24 protein-coding genes are annotated in these 25335 nt (G+C 72.8%); 12 read left to right on the plus strand and 12 right to left on the minus strand.

The window, feature by feature from the left end; all coding sequences use genetic code 11:
- Nucleotides 1–54 precede the first annotated feature (54 nt).
- Nucleotides 55–753, minus strand: coding sequence for a hypothetical protein (locus tag O7620_RS27215; protein WP_151488063.1), 699 nt, complete (start codon nt 751–753; stop codon nt 55–57).
- A 28-nt stretch (nt 754–781) separates the two neighbouring features.
- Nucleotides 782–3343 carry an FtsK/SpoIIIE domain-containing protein gene (locus O7620_RS27220; protein WP_278125962.1) on the minus strand — a complete coding sequence of 854 codons (2562 nt, stop codon included), beginning with the start codon at nt 3341–3343 and terminating at the stop codon, nt 782–784.
- A 195-nt stretch (nt 3344–3538) separates the two neighbouring features.
- On the opposite strand from O7620_RS27220, the gene O7620_RS27225 reads away from it, so the two are divergent.
- On the plus strand, nt 3539–4102 hold the full coding sequence (locus O7620_RS27225; RefSeq protein WP_278127165.1) for a hypothetical protein: 564 nt from the start codon (nt 3539–3541) through the stop codon (nt 4100–4102).
- 3 nt (nt 4103–4105) lie between these two features.
- On the opposite strand, the gene O7620_RS27230 is transcribed toward O7620_RS27225, so the two are convergent.
- From O7620_RS27230 to O7620_RS27260, 7 genes are read right to left on the minus strand one after another with little or no spacing between them, the layout of a single operon-like run.
- A complete protein-coding gene (locus O7620_RS27230; protein WP_278125963.1) occupies nt 4106–4705 on the minus strand; it encodes a hypothetical protein in 600 nt (199 codons plus the stop codon).
- A 13-nt stretch (nt 4706–4718) separates the two neighbouring features.
- Nucleotides 4719–5894 (minus strand): M23 family metallopeptidase, encoded by a 1176-nt coding sequence (locus tag O7620_RS27235; protein WP_278127167.1) that lies wholly within the window; start codon nt 5892–5894, stop codon nt 4719–4721.
- Nucleotides 5894–6451, minus strand: coding sequence for a hypothetical protein (locus O7620_RS27240; protein WP_278125965.1), 558 nt, complete (start codon nt 6449–6451; stop codon nt 5894–5896). The genes O7620_RS27235 and O7620_RS27240 overlap by 1 nt, the downstream gene beginning before the upstream one ends.
- On the minus strand, nt 6448–8403 hold the full coding sequence (locus O7620_RS27245; protein WP_278125966.1) for an MFS transporter: 1956 nt from the start codon (nt 8401–8403) through the stop codon (nt 6448–6450). The genes O7620_RS27240 and O7620_RS27245 overlap by 4 nt, the downstream gene beginning before the upstream one ends.
- Before the next feature lies 1 nt (nt 8404).
- Nucleotides 8405–11791 (minus strand): ATP-binding protein, encoded by a 3387-nt coding sequence (locus O7620_RS27250; RefSeq protein WP_278125968.1) that lies wholly within the window; start codon nt 11789–11791, stop codon nt 8405–8407.
- A 49-nt stretch (nt 11792–11840) separates the two neighbouring features.
- On the minus strand, nt 11841–12203 hold the full coding sequence (locus O7620_RS27255; protein WP_139583242.1) for a hypothetical protein: 363 nt from the start codon (nt 12201–12203) through the stop codon (nt 11841–11843).
- Nucleotides 12204–12216: 13 nt separating this feature from the next.
- Nucleotides 12217–12531: a hypothetical protein gene (locus O7620_RS27260; protein WP_030327982.1), complete on the minus strand. Its 315-nt coding sequence runs from the start codon at nt 12529–12531 to the stop codon at nt 12217–12219.
- A gap of 346 nt (nt 12532–12877) precedes the next feature.
- Here O7620_RS27260 and folP point away from each other — a divergent pair, with 346 nt between their 5' ends.
- From folP to O7620_RS27295, 7 genes are all read left to right on the plus strand, one after another.
- Nucleotides 12878–13741, plus strand: coding sequence for a dihydropteroate synthase (gene folP / locus O7620_RS27265; protein WP_151488071.1), 864 nt, complete (start codon nt 12878–12880; stop codon nt 13739–13741).
- Nucleotides 13741–14109, plus strand: coding sequence for a dihydroneopterin aldolase (gene folB / locus O7620_RS27270; protein WP_278125971.1), 369 nt, complete (start codon nt 13741–13743; stop codon nt 14107–14109). Before folP ends, folB begins: the two co-directional genes overlap by 1 nt.
- Nucleotides 14106–14633: a 2-amino-4-hydroxy-6-hydroxymethyldihydropteridine diphosphokinase gene (gene folK, locus O7620_RS27275; RefSeq protein ID WP_151488073.1), complete on the plus strand. Its 528-nt coding sequence runs from the start codon at nt 14106–14108 to the stop codon at nt 14631–14633. Before folB ends, folK begins: the two co-directional genes overlap by 4 nt.
- Before the next feature lie 19 nt (nt 14634–14652).
- A complete protein-coding gene (locus O7620_RS27280; RefSeq protein ID WP_278125973.1) occupies nt 14653–15192 on the plus strand; it encodes a DUF3180 domain-containing protein in 540 nt (179 codons plus the stop codon).
- 103 nt (nt 15193–15295) lie between these two features.
- Nucleotides 15296–16525 (plus strand): ABC transporter permease, encoded by a 1230-nt coding sequence (locus O7620_RS27285; RefSeq protein ID WP_278127168.1) that lies wholly within the window; start codon nt 15296–15298, stop codon nt 16523–16525.
- A 52-nt stretch (nt 16526–16577) separates the two neighbouring features.
- The gene (locus tag O7620_RS27290) at nt 16578–16886 is read left to right on the plus strand and encodes a hypothetical protein (RefSeq protein WP_151488076.1); all 309 of its coding nucleotides are present in this window, start codon (nt 16578–16580) and stop codon (nt 16884–16886) included.
- A gap of 137 nt (nt 16887–17023) precedes the next feature.
- Nucleotides 17024–17443: a hypothetical protein gene (locus O7620_RS27295; RefSeq protein ID WP_347403783.1), complete on the plus strand. Its 420-nt coding sequence runs from the start codon at nt 17024–17026 to the stop codon at nt 17441–17443.
- Between the two features lie 56 nt (nt 17444–17499).
- On the opposite strand, the gene O7620_RS27300 is transcribed toward O7620_RS27295, so the two are convergent.
- Nucleotides 17500–18477, minus strand: coding sequence for an ABC transporter ATP-binding protein (locus O7620_RS27300; RefSeq protein WP_151488085.1), 978 nt, complete (start codon nt 18475–18477; stop codon nt 17500–17502).
- A gap of 29 nt (nt 18478–18506) precedes the next feature.
- Between O7620_RS27300 and O7620_RS27305 the strand changes: the two genes are divergently transcribed.
- From O7620_RS27305 to O7620_RS27320, 4 genes are all read left to right on the plus strand, one after another.
- Nucleotides 18507–19193 carry an ABC transporter permease gene (locus O7620_RS27305; protein WP_151488077.1) on the plus strand — a complete coding sequence of 229 codons (687 nt, stop codon included), beginning with the start codon at nt 18507–18509 and terminating at the stop codon, nt 19191–19193.
- Complete coding sequence (locus tag O7620_RS27310; RefSeq protein ID WP_278125975.1) at nt 19190–19930, plus strand: ABC transporter permease subunit; 741 nt, start codon at nt 19190–19192, stop codon at nt 19928–19930. Before O7620_RS27305 ends, O7620_RS27310 begins: the two co-directional genes overlap by 4 nt.
- 215 nt (nt 19931–20145) lie before the next feature.
- On the plus strand, nt 20146–21150 hold the full coding sequence (locus O7620_RS27315; protein WP_278125977.1) for a glycine betaine ABC transporter substrate-binding protein: 1005 nt from the start codon (nt 20146–20148) through the stop codon (nt 21148–21150).
- 110 nt (nt 21151–21260) lie between these two features.
- Nucleotides 21261–23015: a hypothetical protein gene (locus O7620_RS27320; protein WP_278125978.1), complete on the plus strand. Its 1755-nt coding sequence runs from the start codon at nt 21261–21263 to the stop codon at nt 23013–23015.
- A gap of 18 nt (nt 23016–23033) precedes the next feature.
- On the opposite strand, the gene O7620_RS27325 is transcribed toward O7620_RS27320, so the two are convergent.
- Nucleotides 23034–24221, minus strand: coding sequence for an NADH-quinone oxidoreductase subunit D (locus O7620_RS27325; RefSeq protein ID WP_278125979.1), 1188 nt, complete (start codon nt 24219–24221; stop codon nt 23034–23036).
- Nucleotides 24218–25294, minus strand: coding sequence for an SAM-dependent methyltransferase (locus O7620_RS27330; protein WP_278125980.1), 1077 nt, complete (start codon nt 25292–25294; stop codon nt 24218–24220). The genes O7620_RS27325 and O7620_RS27330 overlap by 4 nt, the downstream gene beginning before the upstream one ends.
- Nucleotides 25295–25335 lie beyond the last annotated feature (41 nt).

Below are 25335 nucleotides of genomic sequence, written 5' to 3' on the forward strand. Positions count from 1 at the left end.
CCGGCCGTCCCCACCAGGGCGGCCGGCCGTCCCGTACGCACACCCCGCCGTCGGTCAGCCGGCCAGCAGGGCCAGCGACAGACCGGCCGTGACCAGCACCGCCGGCACCAGGCAGACCAGCGCGCCGAAGCGCACCGTACGGTCCAGACGCTCACCCGGGTCGGGCCGGAACACCCGTCCGACACCCAGCCAGGCGACGGCGAAGGCGACCGCCGGCATCGGCAGCCCACAGATCACCGCGGCCACGCTCGCCGGACCCGTCCCGGTCGCCGCGTACACCACGATCTGGATCAGCGGCACGAGCAGTGCCAGCGGCCCGTACACCAGCAGATTGCGCACCCGGGCGGGCCAGGACCCCGGGCGGAGCCGGCGGCGCGCGGCGAGCGCCGCGTCCGCACCCTCGGCCCACCCCCGCGCCGTCCGCAGCGAAGCCAACACGGCCGCCGGGCCGCCCGCCATCGACCGGGCCGCCTCGGACAGCTCCGGCGGCGACGGCACCAACGAGATCGCCGGTACGCCCAACTCCCGCAGCCGTTCCTGCTGACTCGCCAGCCCGGTCCGGACCAGCGTCAGCTCCTCCCGAGCGGCCTCCGCCGACCGGGCCTGCTCACCGGCGGCAGCCGCCGCGCCGCGGCGTACCCCATCCAGCTGGCGGGCCGCGGCGAGGTACTCCGACCAGGCCGTCGTGGGTTCCGCGTCGGGCCCGGCGGTACGCTGCCGCCCCGGCCCGGTCACCGTCGCGTTCGGACCCACACCCACACCCTCCGCGTCCACCGCCGGATCACCCGGCCTCGTCGGCGAACGGCACCAGAACCGTGCCCCGCTCGTCCGGACCGTCCCAGAGCACCGCCCGATCGGGGCGGCCCCGCCACTCCACCGGCCGGCCGAAGACCGCGGAGAGCTGCGCGGCCGGCACGTCCAACACCGCCACGGCCGCCACCTTGTCCACCTCGCCGTCCGGCTCCAACAGCGCGGCGAACGGCGGCACCGCCCGCCACCAGCCCAACAGGTGTCGACCGGCCGGCGGCCCGTCGCGCAGCAGCGCGCGCAGCTGGTCCACCGGCAACTCCCGCGGCCCCGGCCGGTCCAACCCGAAGACCACCAGATAGGTCGGCAGGTCAGCGTCCACGTCCGTGAGCAACGTCGGCAGGTCCACCATGCTGGCCGGATGGCGGGCGGCCAGCTCGGCGGTCAACGCCTCCGCCAGCGGCCGGGCACCCGGATCCGGTGCCGCCACCAGGAACCGGGCCGTGCCCGGCGGATGATGGACGGCCGTGCTGCGGGCCGCCGTCGCGAGCAGCCCGCCCGCCGCCGGCCCCGACCCCAGCACCGCGAGGTTGCGTCCCGCAGCCGGCCCCAGCGGTACGGCGACCGTCGAGCGGGCCACGTCCACCGCCCGCCCCAGCAGAGCCGCCGGCCCGTGCGCCTGCCCGGCCGACGCCGCCCGGTAACGCGGATCATTGCCCAGCAGCGGTCGGGCGTACCCGGCGAACACCACCGGTGGCACCGAACCCGCCGGCCGGGCCTCCCACAGCTCGTGTCGCAGCCGCTCCACCACCTCCGGGTGGTCCTGCGGGTCCGGATGCCGGATCAACCGCTCGTGACCCCGGGTCGCGCCGCGCGGGCCGCCGAGCCCGCCAGCCGTGTTCACCACCGCGCTGCCCACCGGCAGACCGGCGGCCGAGTCATTGGTCGGCTCCAGCACCGGGCTGCCACCCGGCAGTGCCACCCGCACCGGGAACTGCCCCAGCACCGAATCCCGGTGCCCGGCGTCCGCGCGGGCGGACAACCCCAACTCACCCGCGCCGGCCAGCACCAGATGCACACCCCACGCCCGACCGGCCCGCGCCAGCCCGTCCAACTGGGCGGCCACCTCGGCGGCCAGCCGGTCCCGTTCGGCGAAGAGCAGCGGCACATTGTCCACCACGCAGACGATCCGGGGCAGCGGCCGGTGCTCGCGCAGCTCCGCGAAGCGCTGCCCACCGGCCCGCCCACCCGCCTCCGCCCGACGCCGCACCTCGGCCGTCAACTCGTCGAGCAGATCCCGGACGTACTCCCGGTCGGCGGCCATCGCGGCCGCCCGCACCTGCGGAATCCAGGACCGGTCCCGTTCGGTCTGCAGGAACTCCACGAAGGACTCACCGTCGCCGAGATCCACCAGGTGGAGCGCCAGGTCGTCCGGGCCGTACCGGGCCGCCAGACCGAGCAACGCGGTGGTCAGGAACGCCGCCCGGGCCTCACCGGACCGGCCGCTCACCAACCAGTGCGGCGTCAACTCGGTGAAACCCAACGGCACCGCCCGCCCCCCGGCGTCACCGACCGTGGTCGTCAACCCGTTCGCCGGGTCCGACTCCCAGAGGCGGTCACCCGTCGGCGGTAGCAGCTCCGACAGGCCCAGCCGGGAACCCGCCTCCACCTGCGCGGCGAGCCGTCGACACACCGCGTTCACCAGATCGGCCGGAGGATCGGCCTCGACGAAGACCGGCGAATTCAACCCACCCGGTGCCTCCGCACCCGGACCCGCGAAGGAAGCCCCCGGCGGATCACCGAGCAACGCGTACGCGTTACGCAGCGCCAGAGCCGTCGCGTGTGGCAGCGGTGCCCGAGCCGCGTACGGGCCGGCAGGCGGCCAACCGGCCACCACCAGGTGCAGCCCGGCCGTCGGCCCCTGCTCGGCCAACGCCTCGATCCGCGCCAGATCCGTCGACCCGGTCAGCTCCGGCAGCGCGGCAACCACCAACAGCAACGTACGGTCGTGACGCCGCCGCCCACTCGCCCCCGGAGTCACCCACTGCTCCGCCTCCGTCAACACCGCCCGCAGACCCGCCACGTCCACCGCCGGCGGCGGCAACAGGCCGGCATCAGCGAGCGCCCCGAACGGGGCGAGCACAGCGCCCGTGGCATCCACCGCACGAACCAGCAGCGAACCAGCCGGCGCCGCACCCAGCGACCTCAACAGCACGGCCCGGAGCAGCCCCGCCACCCGAGGCTCCCGCGCGTCGACGTCCACACTCAGATGACCCGTGCCGACAAGAGGCACCAGCGCCGGAAAGCGGGCATCATCCAACGGCGCCGCCGTACCGACCCGGACGAAGAGCGGCGGCCCGTCGCCCGCCGGAGAGTCCACCGTCAGCGAATCCAGGGCAGCCCCCGACCAACCCGGAGCCAGCCGCGCCGCGACCACCCGAAGCCGATCGGCCGCCTCGTACTGGCGGCGCTGATCGGCAGGAGCCGGTCGGGTCTCGTCGAGGATGCCGGCCGCAGACGTCGCCGCGGCGGCAGCCCGGCGGTGCAGAGCTGCGGCGCGGTTCGTGCGAGCCCTCAGACCGGCCACCGCGTCCACCCCCTCAAGCCGAGGTTGGCAACCCCTCCCCGAGCAGAGACGGTATCCCAGCCGAGGCCGCTCCTACGGGAGGTGCCGCGGCGGTGCGCCGGTGTTGTCGGGGATCTCACCGGTGGGGAGGGGTCCGTCACGATCCGCTGGATCTGAGGCATTGGCTCCGGGGCGTCCAGCCGATAACGTCAGGAGGTGGAATCAGTGCAGCCCCCCGCCGGTTCCCAGGTCTCCCGCGTACCGGCCCAGCGGACGCCGTCCGAACAGCTGCCGCCGGCCCCGGCCGCGCCGGCACCTCAACCGCCGCGCCGCCGAATGCGGACCGTGCTCACCGTGGTCGCCGGAGTGCTCGCCCTACTCGCCGTCGGCGCTGGCATCACCGCTTACGTGCTGTACGACCGCGCCACAACTCCCGACCGCAGCGCACCAGATGTGGTGGTGGACAACTACCTGCGCGCATTCCTCGTCGATCGCAACGATACGAAAGCGGACCTCTTCACATGTGAGAGCGGGACGAACCTCCAGGCACTACGGGACCTCCGTGTTGAGACGGAGCAGCGTGAGTCGAAATTCGATGTCACCGTCCGAGTCAGTTGGGGGCCATTGACCCGCACACCGTCTGGGACGGGTGAGTCCGTGGGCACGACCTTGACCATTGCCGGGTCTGCTGATGGCGTTCCCAGGAGCAGTCGGCGAGAGGACTGGGTGTTCAACGTGGTCGAGGGCGATGACGGTTGGCGGGTCTGCGGCGGTACTAAGACTCCCTGACCATCACTCGATCCACAGCAGATGCACCGGGACCTCCAGGGTGGTGGGTGACTGGCCGCGCCAGGCCCAGCGGTACCACTCCACCTCCTGCGTGATCCGGACGCAGATGTCTCCCTCGGCTCCCGAGTAGGTTTCGGTGACCGCCCGCAGGTCACGGTGCTCCCGCGCGCCCTCAACGTGCACCACCCGCCGCCCTGTCACCGCGTCCGCCTCGAAGACGGGCGTGGGGGACGGGTGTGCCGGGCCGTCCAGCGAGACCAGCCGGAGGCCGCTGGTCCGGGCGCCACCCGGTCCTGGCCGCTCACTGACGGTCTCCACCCAGACCCGCTCCACCGGAACCAGCGGCGCGAACACCTCGACCTGCTCGGCCTCTGCCCGGTACCACTCGTGTTCGGGAATCACCGGCACGTAGGTGCGGGCACCCTGCACCACCCGGTCGTCTGCCCGCAGGTCACCCCGCCAGCCCAGCCCGGGCAGCCCGACCAGCACCCGCCGTCCGCGCAACTCCACCCGGTCGGTGGCAGGGACGATGGACAGTGGGCGGGGTGGCTGGGGTGCCCAGTCGGGCTGGTCGGCGAACGGGTCTGGCAACGGTCCGGTCATGCCTGCGGTGGCCTCACGCCGGACGGCGCAGCGGAGCGCCCCGATCGCGCATGAACGGCACCGGGTTCACGGCACCGGAGGGGTTGCGGTCGTTGCGCAGGTGCACCTCGAAGTGCAGGTGCGGGCCGGATGAATTGCCGCTGCTGCCTACCTGGCCTATCACTTCGCCGGCCGCAACCATCTGTCCCTTCTTGACGCGGGGCTGGACCACCATGTGGCAGTAGCGCGTGACGTAGCCGCCGGCGTGCAGCAGATCGACGAACCAGCCGCAGCCGCCCTTGTCGGGGTATCCGTCCACGTTGCAGTCCTCTCGGCCGCGATGGTCCGGGTCGCATTTGGCGGTCAGCACGCGGCCGGCCGCTGCGGCGCGGATCTCGGTGCCCTTGGCCACACCAATGTCGGCCCCGTCGTGGCCGGGTCGGCTGGCGGTACGGAAGCCGGAGACGACATTGCCGGGTACCGGTGCGGTCCAGCCGGAGGCGGCGATCTGGCCGCGTTCGGCCGCGTTGCACACCGCCTTACCGTTGATCTCGACGGTGCGAGCTGCGCCGCCGGCCAATGCGTTCACGATTCGGCTGGACACCTCCTCGTGCTTGGCGTACGCATCCGGATAGGCGCTGATCTGAACTCGCTGTGCCACCGCGGTCAGCGGTTGATGCTGCCAGGTCCGCACCTTGACGAGCTTCTCGTAGAACTTCCGAGCGGTGTACGCGGGTGTCATCCGTTGGGCGACTGTGCCCCACCCTGGCCGTTGCTGGAACAGGCCCAGCGAGTCGTGGTCGGCACCGACGCCCTCGTGTGGCAGGGCCAGCGACGCGGGTACCTTACTGTTCGCCAGATTGCGTAGGGCGGACTCCTGCATCGCTGTGGCCAGGGCGATCACCCAGCCACGAGACGGCACCTTCATGTCTTGGCCGACCTTGATGATGATTGCGGCGTTGCGGATCTGTGCGTCGCCATACTCGATGAACCGCGGTAGTTCGCCCGTAATGTTCACCGATCGGATCGGCCCACACTCCAGGCTCGCCTGATCGTTCCCGTCCTTCGCGTCGTCGCCGCCGAGGCCGGTGAGGAAGAACGCCGCAGTGCCTCCGGTGCAGCACAGCAGGAGCAGCAGACCGGTGAGAGTTGCGGCGATCACGCCGAGTCGGAGGGGCCGACGGCGGGTGGCGGCACTACCAGCGCTGATCACGGCCTCTCCCAGTCCACCACGTCGACCAGCCATCCTCCATCGGAGGCGACCAGTTCCAGCCGAAGCTGCCCGGCGTCGAGGGGAAGCAGCATCTCGACGAACGTCTCGGTCCGCTCCCGCATGGTCGGGGATCCCATGACCTTCTCGGCGGGCACGGTCTCGGGCTCGGCGCCGGACAACTTCTCGATCAGCGTCGGAGTGGAGAGCGGTCGCATCCCGGCCTGCCACTCTTCGGCGGTCATTCCGGGGCGGCCGAGCCAGGCGGCAGCGAACTGCTCGGCGGTCTGCTCGGGTGTGCGGGCGCCGGACCGGGTCACCGGCGATGGTGGCGCCTCGGTGGAGAGCACACCGTCGTCGCCGGCCGTCGGGTCGACGGTGGTGATCGGCCGGTTCGGTCGACTACTCAACCCGTCTCCGGAGTCGCCCGGGCCAGCAACGAGGCGGGCCGCTCCGATCACGCCGAAGATGAGCACCGCGATGACCAGCGCCACCCCCAGCCGGGAACGTAGCGCCCGGGTGAAAAGAAACTCGAGTGCCCGTCGCATCGCCGTCACCGTGCCTCGGAGCGCACCCGCGGTCCGGTGCGGTCGGGTGCACGCTCGGTGGACCCCGGTCGGTACACCACGAACGACGGGTTCTCGGCGGGCACGTCCGGCTCGGTCCAGGTCGCCGGCTGTCGCCGGCGAGGTTGCGGCGGCACCGCACCACGTCGACCACCGGACTCCTGCGCGGGCGCCTCGTCCACGCGTTCACGACCGTCCGGTCGCCCGGCGTCGGTGCGGCCGCCACCCACAGGGGCCGGCGAGGTCGAGGTCGGATCCTCGTGCCGCGCCTCCGGCCGTAGCCGGGTCTGCTCGGCAACTGGTGACCGGCGCCGACCGCCGACGGGTTCCGCGGTGCCGCCGGGCTCCACCACGTCAAGGCGCGCCGCGACCCGCATGTCGCGGAAGAACCGACGATGCCAGGAGCCAGCCGAGCTGACCGCCTCGCTGCTGTCCTTGCCGCCGAGTTGGGTGATCCGTCGGTACGGCCGCAGCAGCAGCCAGCCGACCACCCCGCAGAGCCAGACCAGCACCACCTGGAGCCAGCCCGGCAGCGTGGGTGTGCTCATGATCAGGTCGACCGCGAACAGATAGATGGCAGCGCCAGTACCGAAGATGGCGATGTTGAAGACCGCAGCGACCACCGCGTTCGCCAGTCGCCGCAGCCCTGCGCTGGCCGGCCGAAGAAGCCCGACGGTGCCCAGGATGGGTGCCGCGATCACCGCCCACCGGAAGATCAGGAAGCCCAGCAGAACCAGCACCGACGCGGTCAGGTCGAACATGGCGAAGAGCACCGAGGACAGAACCGCGATGAATCCCGCGCCCACCCGGTCCATGTCGCGCACGCCTTGGAGGTACTCGTACGCCTCCGGGTCCTCAGTCTTGATCTGCTGAGCCACCCGCGCCCACTGCTGCTGCTTAGCCTTGATCGTCGCCTCCCGGGTAGCCGGATTGGCGCGTAGCTTTTCGGCCTCCTCCCAGGAAAGCGCCTTGGCGTCGTAAAGCGCGGGGCCGTACTTGCGAGCGGTCTCGCTGTCGGCCGAGCCGAGCACACCCCGTAGCCAGTTCCTGTAGAGCATCGCCTCCGTGGCCGTGTCACTGGCTCGCACAGCGGGTGGTCGGTTGTCCTTACAGGCGTCAGGTGTCGGATCGTCACACTGATCCGGTGGTGTGTCCCGGGCGGCAGGACCTACAGCGTCATGCACCACGCCCAGAGCGGTGACCAGAGTGCCGTCCGCGATGTTCGCTGACTTGACAGGCCAAGCGGCGAGTGCAGTGACAGCGACCATCACCAGGAGCGCCCACCCGGCGGTGGTCATCGCGTTGCTCATGTCCGACTGGCGTGACCGCCAAAGCAGGTACAGACCCACCACGCACAGAGTGACGATCCCGAAGACGCTGAATACCTTCTGGTACACGGCCTTGGTCGCTTGTTCGACCAGCGGATCGGCCCAGCCCCACATCGACCGTGGATCCCACGCTCGCTCCCGCAACGCGTTCGAGGCACCCACGATCGCGGTGGCGACCATGAACTCGCCGTTCGCCACTGTCGTGGTGAACTTGTAGTCCGGATGTAGGACCGATGATGCGCAGCCGCCCGGGATGTCGTACGTCGGATAGCTGTAACCGGCGTAGCCGTAGTCGCTGTAGAGGCCCTTCGGTCCGGGCTGCTTGGCGGAGTCCGGACGACCTGCGAACCAGCCTGCGAGGCCGGAGTCCGGTGTGCCGGGGGTAGGCGCGTTGCGGCAGCTGATTTCGTCCTCGCTGACGGCTTGGAGCTTCGCCACGCAGGCGCGGAAGTCGGCCTGCCATTCCGGGGTCGTGCAGAGGTCGGCGCGGGCCTGCGTGACGGGTGGTGCGGCGGCAGCCGCCTCCGCACCGATCAGTGGCCAGGTGAGGCTGGCCCCGGCCACTACGCCGAGGGCGAGCAGGAACGACGCGATCCTTGCCCGGGCCCTCGCCATGTCACGCCTCCAGATCCGGCAGGGGGATGCTCGGTAGCACTCCGGCCGCCGCGGCGATTGCGGCGGGCGTCGTGTCGAGGTGGTCCAGCAGTCCGTCGACGTACGAGACGTCGACGCGGACCTTCTGCACCCGGCCGTCGACGTCGCGCATCACGAACTCGCGGAAGCCGAGCCGGTTGGCCGAGCTGGTGTCGGCGGCGGAGAGGGAGGCCAGGGTGGCCTCGTATCCGTCGTTGACCGGCACCCGCAGCAGCCGTAGTGCCTCGGAGGCGATCTCGGCGTCTTCGGCGATGCGGCCGACGAAGACGGTGGAGACCAGGTTCTGCACGTCGAGGCCGAGGATGTCGCGGGGGTTCTGCGAGGCGACCAGGGCGGCGAGGTTCCACTTGCGGGAGTCTCGGGCGAGTCGGACCAGGAACGACCGGCCGGAGCGCCAGCCCTCCATGAAGTGCGCCTCGTCCAGGCCGACGAGTTTGCGTGACGACATCGACCCGCCGTAGCAGCGGCGGACGGCGAGCCGGTGTGCGGTGTGCAGCATCGGCAGGGCGAGGGCTTCCTCGGCGGACCAGTACTCGCGCTCGATCTTCAGGTCGGGCAGCCGCAGCCCGGCCATGGTGATCACGGTGAGCGCCGCGTCGGCCCCGAGCAGCCCTTCCGGTGGCCGGCCGAAGAAGAGCATGGCCAGCGGCATCTCGGCCGTGTCGAGCAGCAGGTTGGCCAGTTCCTTGCCGGCGTCGTCGTCGAGACGCCCGAGGCAGCTGACCACGTCGTCCAGGGTGGAGGTCTCCTCGGCGGGGACCTGGCGGACGGCGTGCCGGAACAGGGTGGCGGTGGACGCTTCCCGGGCCACCTGCGGTGGCACCAGCATCATGCAGATGTCCTGGACGAGCATGCGTCGTTCGGCGCGGGCGTTGGAGACCGCGATCTCGAACTCCCGGTCACCGGCAGCACCCACGCCGAACTCGCTGCGCAGCGGTGTCGGGATGAGTGAGTAGGGCGCGAGGGTGCCGTGCTCCGAGCCGGTCAGGTTCAACACCCGGGAGTACGGCCGCAGTTCGGGCATGGTGCAGAGTCGGGCCAGTGGGCCGGACGGGTCGAGCAGGGTCACCTGGACGCCCCGTCGGGCGGCCAGGTAGCCCAGTGCGCCGAGCAGGGTCGACTTGCCGCCTCCTGGCTCGGCGACGAAGACCGCGAGCCCGGAGCGTTCCCGGACCTCCATGGGGAAGTGCAGGTCGAGGAAGACCGGGCGGCGGCAGGTGCCGGCGGTCCGGCCGATCAGGTCGCCCCGCCGGTCGCCCACGTTGGACGCGGCCTGCGGGAGGGCGGCGGCGAGCAGCGGTACCGGCATCCGGCGGACGTACCCGGTGTTGGCGATCGGCTCGCCGGGGATGAACTCGCGGGCCAGCCAGTCCTGGTTCTTCGGATGCTGGAGCGAGATACGCAGCTCGCGGGAGTAGAGCTGGATGAGGCGGCGGGCCCGCTCCAGGCATTCCTCCCTCGTCCGGCCGCCGACCGCGATCCGGTGCCAGCCGTGTGCGCGGGCCGAGTCGACGGGCAGCCCGGTGGTCATCTCGTCGCCGATCACCAGCGCCCGCTTGGCGAGCCGTTCCAGCTCCGGGGGTGCGTCGATGCCGTGCTCGGCGTAGTCGAGCTGCTGTGAGCGGATCATCCGCAGTCGGTGTTCGAGATTGCGGAACGAGTCGCCGGAGCCGAGGATGTCGACCCGGGTGGAGATTTCCATGGGCCAGGGCAGTCGCTCGTGGAAGTGCAGCCAGGGCTCGTGTCGTTCCGGGATCTCCAGCGGTTCCATCCGGCCGACGGCGAGTACGGCGACGTGCCGTTCCTCGCCGGTCATCCGGTTGACCAGCTTCACGGTGGAGCCGTACGGGGTGCGGTAGCGCTCGACCTGTTCGGTGAGGGCCAGCAGGTCGCCGCGTTCCCACCGGCCGTCGGTCACCGGGGAGAGCGTGCCCGGGGGTGCCATGCACAGCGCCACCGAGCGGTAGAGCAGCCACTCCAGCTCCTGTGCGGTGACCCGCCGGCCGCGCATGCCGAACGCGCCGAGCACCTCGTCGAACTGCTCCACGGTGCGGCCCAGCTTGCGGCGTTCGCCGTCGGCGGTGCCCCGGCCGAAGGTGCGCAGCAGCCGCTCGGTGAGCGAGTCACCGAGGGACCGGCGGGCGAAGGTGACGCCCAAATAGGTCTGTCCTTCGGCGTGGTTGACGGCCATCAGGTGCCGCTGGGCGGCGACCAGGTGGTCGGCCCATCCGGCCGTGCCGGGTACGTCGGGAAGCGGCGACGCGGTGTGCGCGTCGATGGTGCGCGCCCACTCGTCGGCGGGGAACGGTCGGGTGGTGCGGCGCAGGTGCAGTCGGAAGCCGGCCAGGCCGGCGTACTGCTCGGAGATCGCCGACAGCAGCGCCTCGCGTTCGGCGTCGGGCCGGAATGCCCAGCGCACCTCGGGTAGCCAGTACCAGGCGGTGACGGTGTTCGGCGTGAAGGTGAGGTGGCCGGCGATCTCGGTGATGGCCAGTTCGACCGAGGGGTCGCGATCACCGAACTTGATCTTCGGCGCGCGCACTCGGGTCGGTCGGACGGGTCGATCCTGCCGGCTGGCGGTGCGCTGCCGTGGCGCGGCGACCTCCTTGCCGGCCTCCCTGGGCCGCTCCGGGGCGGCCGTGCGGTGCGGCGCACCCTCCAGAGTCGGCCGGGCCGCCGGGGCGGTGCGGGCCGCCGGCGCTGCTGCCCGGTCCACCGCCGGCCGGTCCGCCGGGGCGGGTGGTCGTTCGACGGGCCTGGTGCCGGGTGCCCGGGTCGCCGGGCCGGCGGTCGACGCGGACGCGCCTCCGGCGGTCGGCGCAGGGTCGTTGGCGGGGTGCAGCGGTGGCAGTCGGTCACCCGCCTGATGCGGCACCCGGGACTCGCTGCCCGGGTGGGCGTCCGCCCATCGTGGTTCGACGGGCCGCCGGGCGCTGGTGGGCCGGTCGTCGGGCGTCCACGGTGGCTCCAGCTCGGGAGCCGGACGGGCCGGAGTCGGCGCGGCAGCGGGTGGTTGCTGCGGGATCGCCGGCTGTTCGCGGGTGGCCGGCCCCGCGGTCACGGCTCGTGCAGCGCCGGGGCGCGGGCCACCGAACAGGTCCAGGAAGGGTGAGTCGATGTCGGCGTTCTCGCCGGCCGTCACCGCGGTGGGCTCGGCGGGCGGCGTACGCCGGGACACCGGCCGGGGCGCCTGGAAGACGCCGACCGCCCCGTGCCCGGGCGAGGTCACCAGCGCGGGGTCGAGGGCCACCTCGTCGTCACCTTCGGCGTAGTCGAACGACTGCGCACGGTGACCTGCGGGTGCGCCCGGGCGGCCGGCCGGGGAGCCCGGCGTGGAAGAGCGGCTCATGCGATCGCCCCACCCGCGTTGTACGACGGACCGATCGGTGTACGCCCGGTCATGCCAACTCCTCCCGGATCCTGATCCGGCTGCCGACCAGGCGCGGATCGCGCTGCTCGACCGCCGGCTCCCGGGTGCGTCGCCAGTCGGTCAGCGCGGTGCGGATGACCACCCGCGCCGGCCGGTCCGGGTCGACGTGCCGGAAGATGAACGACGTGGTCACGATGGCCAGTGCGATCTCCCAGGCGGGGAAGAGCTCGACCGTGAACGTGAACAGCCAGTGGATGAACATGTAGAGGGGGACGAGCAGCATGAAGAGCCCGTACTGGGCGTACGGCAGGTGGACCGGCAGGGTGTAGCCGGGCGGCCCGAGGTAGACCAGGCGTGCCCGGTAGATGTCGTCGTCGGTGCGCAGCCGCATCTGGTGAACGCGCCTATTCGAAGATCAGGTCGATCAGGTAATCGCCGACGAAGAAGAGTGTTGCCGCGCCGGCGATGAAGGCCAGCCCGACGATGGCGATCGCGGAGCTGGTGAGCACCTTGGAGATCTCGCCCCGGCTGGCGCGGCCGATGAAGATGACGCCCAGGACGGCGAGCAGGATCGGTGCGATCTTGCTGGCGAAGAAGGTGACCACACTGTTGGTGTCGATCCCCTTCGGGGCCGGCTCGGCGAGCGGAGCCGACGCCAGGGTAGAGAGCGCGTGGGCGACGCCGGACGACGCCGTCTCCATGAGCTCGAAGGCGATCACTGGAACCTCCCCATAGCGCGGCCGGCGGTGCCGCGGCGGTGCAATAGGCAAGCCTTGCGGGAAATGTGCTCCACAGGGCGCAGCGTTCTCGACCCTGTGTTCGTTACTCACCACGGAGAGTGGTGAGCTTTGGGCGGTTTTCCCCCGCTTCGGCCCTCCCTCCACGCTTCGCCGTCTCGATGCTGGCCAATTCCAAAGCGTACGGGCCGCCCCGGATTGCGACAAGCCGCGAAGGGACTGCCCGATTCTGCCCGGACGACCGATCGTACACCTGTTCTAACTCGCACGTCAGGGATGGTCGACCCGGGTCGGAGGGTGCCGCCACCGCGACCGGTACCGTCTAGTCGTGACCGATCTGGTACGGGCTCCGGGCCCGGTGGTGATGGGCGTTCTCAACGTCACGCCGGACTCCTTCTCCGACGGCGGACGGTACGCCGACCTCGACGCCGCCGTCGGACACGGCGTCCGTCTGCGGGACGCGGGAGCCCACCTGGTGGACGTCGGCGGCGAGTCGACCCGACCGGGCGCCGAGCGGATCGACGCGGCGACGGAGGCCGGCCGGGTACTGCCGGTCATCCGCGCGTTGACCGCGGCCGGTGTGCCGGTCAGCATCGACACCAGCCGGGCCCGGGTGGCGGAGGCCGCCCTGGGTGCGGGCGCGGCGGTCGTCAACGACGTCTCCGGTGGCCTGGCCGATCCGGACATGGCCCGGGTGGTCCGCGACGCCGGTTGCCCCTGGGTGCTGATGCACTGGCGGGGTCACTCGCGGCAGATGCGCGAGCTGGCCAGCTACGGCGACGTCGTGGCCGACGTCCGTGCCGAGCTGGCGCAGCGGATCGACTCGGCGCTGGCCGCCGGCGTCGCCCCCGACCGCATCGTCATCGACCCCGGCCTCGGCTTCGCCAAGACGGCCACCCACAACTGGGAACTCAGCGCCCGCCTGCCGGAGCTGCTGGACCTGGGGTATCCGCTGCTCTTCGGCGCCAGCCGCAAGTCGTACCTCGGTGGGCTCCTCGCCGCCGCGGACGGCACGCCGCGGCCCACCGCGCAGCGCGAGGCGGCCACCGTCGCCACCAGCCTGCTCGCGGTGGCGGCGGGCGCCTGGGGGGTACGCGTGCACGACGTGCGCGCGACCGCCGACGCGCTCGCCGTCTGGACGGCCACCGGCAGGCCGCGGGTGACCGCCGGCCACGAGCGAGAGGTGCGGTGATGGCGACCGACCGGATCCAGCTCACCGGCCTGCGCGCCCGCGGCCGGCACGGGGTGTACGACTTCGAACGCGCCCAGGGTCAGGACTTCGTCGTCGACGCGGTCCTGGAGCTGGACCTCGCCCCGGCCTCGGCCAGCGACGACGTCACCGCGACGGTGCACTATGGCGAGCTGGCCGAGCGTCTGGTCGCGGTGGTGACCGGCGAACCGGTCAACCTGATCGAGACCCTGGCGGACCGGCTGCTCGCGGTCTGCCTGGCCGACGAGCGGGTGGACACCGCCACGATCACCGTGCACAAACCGGAGGCCCCGGTGCCGCACACCTTCACCGACGTGGCGGTCACCCTGACCCGGACGCGAGCGAAATGACCCGTGCCGTCCTCTCGCTCGGCAGCAACCTGGGCGACCGTCTGGAGCACCTGCGCACGGCCGTCGCCACGCTCGGCGACGCCGTCCTGGTGGTCTCCGGGGTGTACGAGACTCCACCGTGGGGCGACGCCGACCAGCCCGCGTACCTGAACGCGGTGCTGCTGGCCCAGGACGGGGCCGCGACCCCGCGCGACTGGCTGGAGCGGGCCCGGGCCGCGGAACGCGCGGCCGGCCGGGTCCGTGACCCGCAGCGGCGGTTCGGGCCGCGCACTCTCGACGTGGACGTCATCGCGGTCTGGGGCGACGACGACGAGCCGGTGCTCAGCGACGACCCCGAGCTGACCCTGCCGCACCCCCGGGCGCACCTGCGGGCGTTCGTGCTGCGGCCGTGGATCGACATCCAGCCGTACGGGCGGCTGCCCGGGCACGGCTGGCTGACCGACCTGCTGACCACCGGTCCGGCGGCGGGCGACGTGCTGGATCTGCGTGCCCGGCCGGAGTTGGCGTTAGAGTCGAGCGCATGACCGAGTGGAGCCGGCCGGCATGACGCAGGCGAAGTCCCCACCACCGGGTGGGCCGGGCCCGGACGGGTCGCGGATGGGCCCCACCCGGATCTCGAGTCTGGTCGTGGCCGCTCTGGCCGCCGCGGCCGTGGCCTGGCTGCTGATCAGCACCCTCTACTACAGCGGCATTCCCCGGCTGCCCTGGCTGCCGGTGGTGACGCTGGCCGCGCTGGCCGTGCTGGAGGCGTACGCGGCCGTCAACACCCGGGGCCGGATCGAGCGCAAGCCCGGCCGGGAGCCGGTCAACCCGCTGCTGGTGGCCCGGTTCGTGGTGCTGGCCAAGGCGTCCGCGCTGGCTGCCGCCATCTTCGCCGGCTTCTACGCCGGGCTGACCGGCTGGCTCTTCGTGGAGTCCACTCGGGCGGCCGCGGACGATCGGCCGGCCGCCGGTGGCGGTCTGCTGGCCTCGCTGGCGCTGGTCGGCGCCGCGCTCTGGCTGGAACGCTCCTGCCGGGTGCCGGAGCGCCCGGACGACGAACGTGAGCCCGACCAGCGGGAGAGCCACCCCGGCCAGCGCTGACCATGGGGTTACGCCCGGCTCCGGGCGCGGGTACGGTGCCTGCGATCGGAGAGCAAGGGCCGCCCACGGCCCGTCCGCACGCCGGACGGGGGACGGCCGGCCACTGGGAGGCAGCGTGATGGGGTACGAAGAAGCGGGCCGGGACCGGTCGGCCGAGCCCTCGTCCGGGGTGCCCGCCGCCGTACTGGAGAACGTCTTCGACGACCCCACGCACGGTGAACCGGGCCGGGACCGGGTGGGCGTGCACGTGTGGTGGGAGTTCCTCCTGGTCGTCGGCCTGGTCGCGCTGGGTTGGCTGCTCTGGCGGGAGGACTCGGCGGCCCTGCGCGCCGACAACCTGCGCACGTTGCTGGTCGACGCGGTCGGGCTCGGGCTGCTCGCTCTCGCGGCCGGGCTGAGTCTGCGCACCGCCGCCCCGAACCTGTCCGTCGGGCCGGTCGCGGTCGCGGCCGCCCTGCACTACGCGGAGCAGGGCGATCGGGGCCTGGCGGCGTCCGTCGGCCCGGCCGTCGCGGTCGCCGCGCTGGGTGGGCTCGCGCTCGCCCTGGTCGTGGTGGTGCTGCACGTGCCGGGCTGGGCGGCCAGCCTGGCCGGCGCGGCCGGCGTGGTGGTGTACATCGAGCGCCGGTCCGCGGCGGTGCTGGTGCAGGGCGACTACGAGCCGGGGCGTACGGCCGGCTATCTGTTCGCCGGCTTCGCCGCGGTGGCGGTCCTCGGCGGGCTGTTCGGCGTGATCCGGGCGATCCGTCGCCTGGTCGGCCGGTACCGGCCGATCGCCGATCCGGCCCGTCGGCGGGGGGTGGTGGCCGCCGTGGTCACCGCCGTCGCGCTGGTCGGCTCGACCGTGCTGGCGGCGCTCGGTGGCGTGCTGATCGCCGCGAACGGCTCCGGCTCGGTCACCCCCGACACCGGGCTGGACTGGACCGTCCTGGCGTTCGGGGTGGCGCTGCTCGGCGGCACCAGCGCGTACGGCCGCCGGGGCGGGGTGTTCGGCACCCTGCTGGCGGTCAGCCTGGTCGCCGTCTTCCAGGCGTACGCGCCGGAGCGGGGCTGGACGCTGAGCAACTGGGCGGTCGGCGGCGCGACGCTCGGCGTCGGGCTGCTGGTTACCCGTCTGGTCGAGACGTTCGGGCGTCCCCGGCCGGGCACCACCGACCGACCCGAGCCGGTCGCCGACGGCACGATCAGCGCCGGCTGGACGATGCCGCGGTCGCAGTCGGTCGACAACTGGCCCCCGACGCTGCCGACGCCGGCCGCACCCGAGCCGGCCGACCCGTGGCGGGAGCCGCGGTGGGAGGACAGCCCACGCCGGTGGGACGCCGACGAGCGGTGAGCCGTGTCGCGTCGACGCGCCGGAGCTGATCTCGCCCGTTAGGCTCGGCGGCATGACCGACTCACCTGCCGCCACCCCCGGCGGAACCTCGTTCGAGGCACTCGACGCGCTGTCCACCGAGGAGTTGCGGGAGCGGGCGTTCGCCCTCGCCCGGGAGCGTCGCGACGTGGGCTTCTACTGGTCGGTGCTGCGGCACCTGCCGAACGCGGACGAGGCGACGGTGCTGGACGGCGCACCGAACTCGATCGGCCCGACCATCGACGAGGCGAACGCGTTGTGGCGGGAGCTGACCGGTCACGGCTACGAGGAGTCGGCGCCGCTGCTGCGGGCCGCCTTCATCGACTACCTGATGAAGCACTGAGCCGCTCGGGGCAGCCCAGGTCCGTCCGATCCACCGGTTCGGGGCCTGGGCGGATCACGTCGCTCTTTCACCGCTCCGGCCCGGTCGGCCGCTACGGCACGGCCGCCGGCACCGGCGCTCTCGCCGTACTGCTGCTGGTGGGCATCGGCGGCAGCCCGGCGTACACCGGTTGGGCCGCCGCCCAGACCGACCCGGATTCGGCCGGCGCCTTCTACCTGCGTCTGCTGGCCTGGCCGGCCTGGCGGCTGGACGCGGACGGGCAGGCCGGCGGGTTGTTCGCCGCCGACCTGCGGGCCGTCGCGCTGGTGGTCCTCGCGGTGGCCCTGCTGTATCTGCTGCCCGCCGCGCAGGTGGCCCGGGTGCCCGGCTCGGTCAGCCAGTTCCTCTCCGGCTGGGCCGCGTACGTGCTGGCCGGCGGGCTCGCCGCCGTGCTGGCGGCGCTGCTCGGACCCGACCCGTCGCTGCTGGCCGCCCTGCGGGAGGCCAGCACCGGGGCGGGCTACGGCTTCCTCTCCGGTTGGATCATCGGCACGGCCAGCCTCGGCGGTCGCGCCTGAGGTGCCGGCCGGGCAGTCCCGGCCGGCACCCGGTAAGCCCGTCCGCCGGCACCGGGTCAGCCCGTCGGCCGGCCGAGGTCGAGCAGGCGCTGCCGGCTGAGCGTCCCCATGGGCCGGCCGTCGTCGGTCACCACGAGCCGGTCCCGGCCGGAGGTGAGCAGAACCGCCAACGCGTCGTACGCGGAGCCGTCCAGCGCCACGGTGGGCAGGTCCGCCGCCGCGTCACCGGTCAGCGGCTCCAGTGACTCCCGCGTCAGTGGGGTGACCACCAGCCGACGGATGCCCCGGTCCGCCCCGACGAACTCGCGCACGAACGGCGTGGCGGGTGCGCCGAGCAGGGCGGCCGGCGTGTCGTACTGCTCCAGGTGCCCGCCCTCGGACAGCACCGCGATCCGGTCGCCGAGCCGTACGGCCTCGTCGAGGTCGTGGGTGACCAGCACGATCGTCTTGCGGACCTCGGCCTGGAGGCGGAGGAACTCCTCCTGCAGGCGGGTCCGGACGATCGGGTCGACGGCCGAGAACGGCTCGTCCATCAGCAGCACCACCGGGTCGGCGGCGAGCGCGCGGGCCACCCCCACCCGCTGCCGTTGGCCGCCGGACAACTCCTGCGGGTAGCGGCCGCCGAACTGGGCCGGGTCCAGTCCGACCAGGTCGAGCAGTTCGTCGACGCGGGCCCGGGTCCGGTTGCGGGGCCAGCGCAACAGGCCGGGCACGGTGGCCACGTTCGCGCGGACCGTCTGGTGTGGAAAGAGGCCAACGTTCTGGATCACGTAGCCGATCCGGCGGCGCAGCCGCACCGGGTCGACGTCGGTGACGTCCTCGTCGCCGAGCATGATCCGGCCCGAGGTCGGCTCGATCAGCCGATTGATCATGCGCAGCACCGTCGACTTGCCGCAGCCGGACGGGCCGATCAGGACCACCAGTTCGCCGGCCTTCACCTCCAGGCTGAGCTTCCGGACGGCCTCGGTGCCGTTCGGGTAGCGCTTCTGGATGCCGTCCAGGGAGATCGATGCCGCGCGAGGGGATTCGGCCACGTCGGGGCTCTCCGGGGTAACGTCCACGTATGTCCTTCCGCCTGAGCTACCGGGCCGACCCGGGTAACCCCTGGTTCTCCTGGCAGTACGTGCGGGACAACTCTGACACGATCCTCGCCGCGGTGCGCGAACACGCCTCCCTCACCGGGCGCGCGGTGCTGATCGCGGTGCTGATCGCCCTGCCGTTGTCGGTGCTGGCGTACTGGGTCCGTCCGCTCGCCGGTCCGATCCTCGCGGTCAGCGGGGTGGTCTACACGATCCCGTCGTTGGCGCTCTTCGCGTTCATCGCGCCGTACCTGGGCACCGGGACCACCACCGTGTTGGTCGGGCTGGTCCTGTACGCGTTGCTGCTGATCGTCCGCAACGTGGTGGCGGGGCTCAACCAGGTGCCGCCCGAGGTCGGCGAGGCCGCCGAGGGCATGGGCTACGGCCGGTGGGGCCGGCTGTTCCGGATCGACCTGCCGCTGGCCGTGCCGGGCATCCTGACCGGGCTGCGGTTGGCGACCGTCTCCACGGTGGCGCTGGTCACGGTGGGGGTGCTGGTCGGGCACGGTGGCCTCGGGCAGTTGATCTTCGCGGGTTTCCAGAACAACCTCTACAAGGCCGAGATCATGACCGGCTCGGTGCTGTGCGTGGCGCTCGCCGTCGTCCTCGACCTGCTGCTCGTCCTGGTCGCCCGGCTGGTGACCCCCTGGACCACCCGGAGGGTGCGGTGACCGTCGCGGCGAACCCGATCGGCCAGGCGGTGGTCTGGATCAACGACCCACTGAACTGGACGAACCCCGGCGGCATGCTCGACCGCCTCGGCGAGCACCTCACCATCTCGGCTCTGGCGGTGGCGCTCGGCTGCCTGGTGGCCTGGCCGCTCGGGCTCTGGCTGGGCCACGCCGGGCGGGGTGGCGGCCTGGTGGTGCTGGTGTCCAACGCCACCCTGGCCATTCCGACGCTGGCACTGCTGACCATCCTCCCGGTGGTCTTCTCCAGCGGCTTCGGGCGTACGCCGGTGGTGGTGGCGCTGGCCGTGTTCGCCGTGCCGCCGCTGCTGGCCAACGCGTACACCGGCGTACGCCAGGCGGACGCGGAGGCCCGCGACGCCGCCCGGGGGATGGGTCTGTCCGGCGGGCAGCTGCTGCGGCGGGTGGAGCTGCCGCTCGCGGTGCCCTACCTGGCCGCCGGTTTCCGGACCGCCGCCGTGCAGGTGATCGCGACCGCCGCGCTGGCCTCGTTCGTCAACGGCGGCGGCCTCGGCGAGATCATCCGGACCGGTTTCGGCCTGGGCATCGCCGGCGGTGGCGGTCAGATCGTGGCCGGTGGGGTGCTGGTCGCCGGGCTCGCGCTGCTGGCCGAGGTGGTCCTCGGTGGCGTCGAACGGCTGGTCACGCCCCGTCCGCTGCGGCGCGGGCGGCAGCGCACGGGCCAGCCCCGGCCGGCGGACGCCACCGGCCGCGCCTGACCCGCGTCCGGTTGGTCCGTCCGGGTAAGACGCCGCGAACCACCGACCGGCGGGCGCGTCGGTCGGTGACGATGAGGTGACGAAGTCCATCCCAGGTTGTCGGTCGCTTCCGGAGGATGTTGGGTGGATATTCGCGGGCGACCAACAGTCAGGATCGCCCGTCGGACACGCGGCCGGCCCGGGATGGGCCGCGCCGGGACACGGAAGGCGGGCACATGCGCGCACGTACACGTCTGGCGATCGGCGCTGTCGGCGCCATCGCCGGGGCAGCACTCCTCACCGGATGCGGGGACGCCGGCTCGTCCGGCACCGACGCACCCCAGCAGAGCGCTTCCGGCGCCGGGTGCGCCCCGGTCAAGGGCGAGCAGCTCATCGCCCTGCAGGACGACAAGAAGTTGCAGAACTCCGACAACGTCATTCCCGCGGTCAACAGCAAGGCAGCCAACCCGCAGCTGATCGCCGCACTGGACAAGGTGTCGGCGGCGCTCGACACGCCGAAGCTGATCCAGCTCAACAAGGCCGTGAACGACGACCGCAAGACCCCAAAGGTGGCCGCCGAGGAGTTCGCCACCGCCAACAACCTCACCGCGGGCATCGCGAAGGGCCCGGGCGGCGACATCACGGTCGGCGCCGGCAACTTCGCCGAGAGCCAGATCCTGGGCGAGCTGTACCGGATCACGCTCACCGCCGCCGGCTACCAGGTCAAGGTGCAGCAGATCGGCAACCGGGAGCTGTACGAGCCGGCGTTGGAGAAGGGTGAGATCCAGGTCGTCCCGGAGTACGCGGCGACGATGGCCGAGTTCCTCAACACCAAGGCCAACGGTGCGAACCCGCCGCCGGTCAGCTCGCCCGACATCAACACGACGCTGACCGCCCTCAAGGCCGAGGGCGACAAGGTGGGCATCACCTTCGGCACCCCGGCCGCCGCGCAGGACCAGAACGCCTTCGCGGTGACGCAGGCCTTCGCCGACAAGTACGGCGTTCGTACGCTCTCCGAGCTGGCCGCGAAGTGCTCCGGCAGCGCCACGGTGCTGGGTGGCCCGCCAGAGTGCCAGCAGCGTCCGTTCTGCAAGCCGGGTCTGGAGAAGACGTACGGGCTGTCGGTGGGCTCGTTCTCCTCGCTGGACCAGGGCGGTCCGCTGACCAAGAGCGGTCTGCGTGACGGTTCGATCAGCGTGGGTCTGATCTTCTCCTCGGACGGCGCGTTCGCCACCAGCTGAGCCCCGCCGCACACGCGCTGACGACGCCCCCGCCCGCGCCTCGGGTGGGGGCGTCCACGCGTGACGGCACCCGTTCCCTCTGGTCAGGATCCTCGGTAGGCTGCACAGCCATGCCAGCCCCGGTCACCCCCGACGCCCGGCGTCAACCGCGACTGCTGACCCTGCTCTTCTGGGCGGGCGTGGCGCTCGCCCCGGTGGCGGCGCTGATCCTGCTGGCCGCCGACGGCAGCACCGCACTGCGTTTCGCGGCGGTGCTCGCCATCCTGGCGGTCGTGCTGATCGGCCTGTCCATCGCGCTGCGCCCCGACGGCGACGGTGCCTCGGCGCGGGCCGACGAGCTGCTGGACGAGATCGAGGAGCTGCGCCGGGAGCTGCGTACCGAGATCGTGGCCGCCGCGCAGCGCGGTAACCAGGCTCTCGATCAGGCGCAGCGGGCACAGGAGGGGATCGCCGCGGTCCGACGCCGCCTGGACGCCAGTGGTGCCGCGCTCGCCGGTGCCGCACCCGCCGTCGACCCCGCCGGCGCCGGCCGGGCACGGGTGCCGGCCGCCGAGCCCGTCGACGACGCACCGGCCGCCCGCAACCGGGCACCGGTGCCGACCGACGTTCCGGTGGCCCGCAGCCGGGTGTCCGCGCCCGCCGACGTCGCGACCGGCCGGGGCCGCGTGCCCGGTCCGGAGGACGCCACCCCCCGCCGGGGCCGCGCCGAACGCGTCGACGACGACGAACCCGCGTACCCACGGGCCACCGCCGAGCCCTCCGCCCCCGCAGGCGTGTACGGCGGCGCGGAACGTCCCGCCGCGACCCGGTACGGCTCGGCCCGCCCCCGAGAGCACGACCGCCCCGAACCCGCGCACCGACCGGCCGGCGTGGTCCGGCACACCGAGACCGTGCACGTCACCACCCGACACACCGTGGTGGACGGTGGGCCGCCGGAGACCGCCGCCCGGTACGGCGGCGGGTACGCCGGCCAGTGGACCCCGCCGGCGCAGGAGTGGACCCGGGGTGGTGGCGCGGACGAGCGCCCCCGTCCGGCCGACCGCCCGCGCGGCGAGGCGGAGGACCGCCCCTGGTCCGGGTACGCCGACGACCGGGGCCGCGCCGGCTCCGGTTGGAGCGCCGACCGGGAGGGGGCGGACGTCGCCGCCGAGCCCGGGCGGAGGGCTCGTCGTGACGAGCCGGAGTGGACCGCTCCCCGCGACGCGTACGCCCCACCCGACGAGCCCTCCTGGGGTTCCCGACCGCAGCGCGACGAGCGCGGATGGTCGGAGCAACGCGAGCCGGACCGGGGCAGCGCGGCCGCACCACAGGCCGGGCCGCCGCTGCGGGCCGACGACACCGGCGAGTTCTGGTCCCAGCTGCGCGCCGGTGACCGGTGGGCGGCGGTCCGCGACGACGAGAACGGCCGTGAGCTGCACGTCGGGGAACGCCGGGCCGAGGTGCACGCCGACGCCGCCGGCACCGAGTACCGGATGGCCGACCGCTGGGCCTCCGTCCGACACGACGAGCCGCGCCGTCACGAGGACGCCAGCCGGTACGAGGACGCCGGCCGGTACGACGACGCCGGCCGGTACGACGACGCCGGCCGGTACGACGAGCGCGACCCGTACCACCGGGACGAGCCGGCCCGGCGGCGCGACCACGACGGCGGCTGGCGGGACGAGCGGGGCGAACCGCCGGGCCGGCCGGCGCTGCCCGTGGGCGGCGTGCCGGTGCCCGACGAGTGGCGCCCGCCACGCCAGCGGGGCCACCAGGCGGAGCCGGAGCGGATCGGGCGGCGACGGGTCGACGAGCGGTACGGCTACCCGCCGCAGGACGACGTGCCGCGCGCCGGCGGCACCTCGCCCGGGGACCGCTGGAGCTGACCGCTCAGGCGGCCCGCGTCACTTGTCGATGTCGCCGACCACGAAGAACATCGAGCCGAGGATGGCGATCAGATCCGGCACGAGGCAGCCGGGCAGCAGGGTGGCCAGCGCCTGCACGTTGGCGTACGAGGCGGTGCGCAGCTTCAACCGCCACGGCGTCTTCTCGCCCCGCGACACCAGGTAGTAGCCGTTGATACCGAGCGGGTTCTCCGTCCAGGCGTACGTGTGCCCCTCCGGCGCCTTCAACACCTTCGGCAGCCGGGTGTTGATCGGCCCGGTGAGGCGGTCCACCCGGTCCAGGCACTGCTCGGCGAGGTCCAGCGAGGCGTACACCTGATCCAGCAGGACCTCGAAGCGGGCGTGGCAGTCCCCGGCGGTGCGGGTGACCACCGGCACGTCCAGCTCGTCGTACGCCAGGTACGGGTCGTCGCGGCGCAGATCGAGGTCGAGCCCGGACGCCCGGGCCACCGGCCCGGACGCGCCGAACGCGGCGGCGTCCGCGGCGGAGAGCACGCCCACGCCCACGGTGCGGGCCAGGAAGATCTCGTTACGCCGGATCAGGTGGTCCAGGTCGGGCAGCCGCCGACGTACCTCACCGATCGCCGCCCGCGCCCGCCCGGTCCAGCCGTACGGCACCTCCTCCTTCAGACCACCCACCCGGTTGAACATGTAGTGGATCCGCCCGCCGGAGACCTCCTCCATCACCGCCTGGATCGTCTCCCGTTCCCGGAAGGCGTAGAACACCGGCGTGATCGCGCCGATCTCCAGCGGGTAGGAGCCGAGGAACATCAGGTGGTTGAGCACCCGGTTCAGCTCCGCGAGGGCCATCCGCAGCCAGGTCGCCCGCTCCGGCACCTCCATGCCCATCAGGCGTTCCACCGCGAGCACCACACCCAGCTCGTTGGAGAACGCCGACAACCAGTCGTGCCGGTTGGCCAGCACGATGATCTGCCGGTAGTCGCGTACCTCGAAGAGCTTCTCGGCGCCCCGGTGCATGTAGCCGATGATCGGTTCACAGGCGACCACCCGTTCGCCGTCGAGCACCAGCTTCAGCCGCAGCACACCGTGCGTGGAGGGGTGCTGCGGGCCGATGTTCAACACCATGTCGGTGCCGAGCTGCTGATCGCCGGTGCCGGCGACCAGGCCGGCCCCGGTGCCGACGGTCAGTTCACGGAGGTCCCCGGCGTCGGTGGTCATGCCCGTCATCGTGCCACGGCCGCATCCAGCCCGATGCCGACCGGCTGGCGCAGCCACCAGTGCCCGCCGAGCCCGGCCGGGTCGGTCAGCTCGGCCACCGCCGACGCGGCGGCCAGCGCCCGCACGTAGCCGGCCGGGTCGGTGCCGGCCAGGCTCAGCGGCGGTCGGCCGCCGTCGGCCCCGAGCGCCCGCAGCGCCTCCCGCTGCGAGACCAGGGAGTACGCACACCGGGTGACCGCCGCACCGGCGGAGGCGACCGAATCCATGGCCACGTGTGCGGTCACGTCACTGGACCCGTCCGGCACCGCAGGCACCTGCCGCCCAGCCCGATACCCGGCCAACGTCCCGTCGAACGGCCGGCCCTCCCTGAGGTGGCCGTAGTCCACTGCTACCGCCAGCCCTCGGCTGATCTTCTGGATCGCCTCGGCCCAGGCTTCGTCCCTGGGTCGGCCGATCTCTGCCCGTGGGTGGCCGCTGTCGGGGGTTTCGGGGCTGGGCCACCAGGTCGTCAGCCAGTCGAGGTCGTCGGGGCTTACCGGGTCGCCGATCGTCTCCGCGCCGCTCTCGGGATCGACCAGCACGTATCGCCAGCCATCCTCGGTGTGGACGGCCACGTCGAGTGGAACGTTGTCCAGCCACTCGGTGGCGATCAGCAGACCGGTGATTCCCGCAGGGAGCTCGGGCACCCAGTTGATCTCATCTGGCAGGTCTTCGGGTCGAGGGGCCAGCTCGACAGCCGTGAACCGCACCCGTTCCGCCAGCGACGACCGAACCGCAACCGGCGGTCGAACGGTGACCGGCGACGGATCGTCCGGCGACGGACGGGCGGAAACCCCGACCGCAAGCCCGACGAGAGCCCGCAGCAGCTCCCCACGCCCAGCCCCGACGTCGACCACGTCGAGCCGTGGCGGGTGGCCGAGGGCCGAGTCCACCTGTTCGAGAAGGCGCAGCAGTGCGGTGGCGAAGGCTGGGGATGCGTGCACGCTGGTCCGGAAGTGGTCGGCCGGCCCGGTGCCGGCGACGAAGAAGCCGCCCGGCCCGTAGAGGGCCTGGCTCATGGCGTCCCGCCAGGGCATCGACATCAGTTCACTCCGTGTTCAGGGTGCGTCACCGTGCCGACCCT

It is taken from the genome of Micromonospora sp. WMMD710 (assembly GCF_029626045.1).
Classification (GTDB): Bacteria; Actinomycetota; Actinomycetes; order Mycobacteriales; family Micromonosporaceae; genus Micromonospora.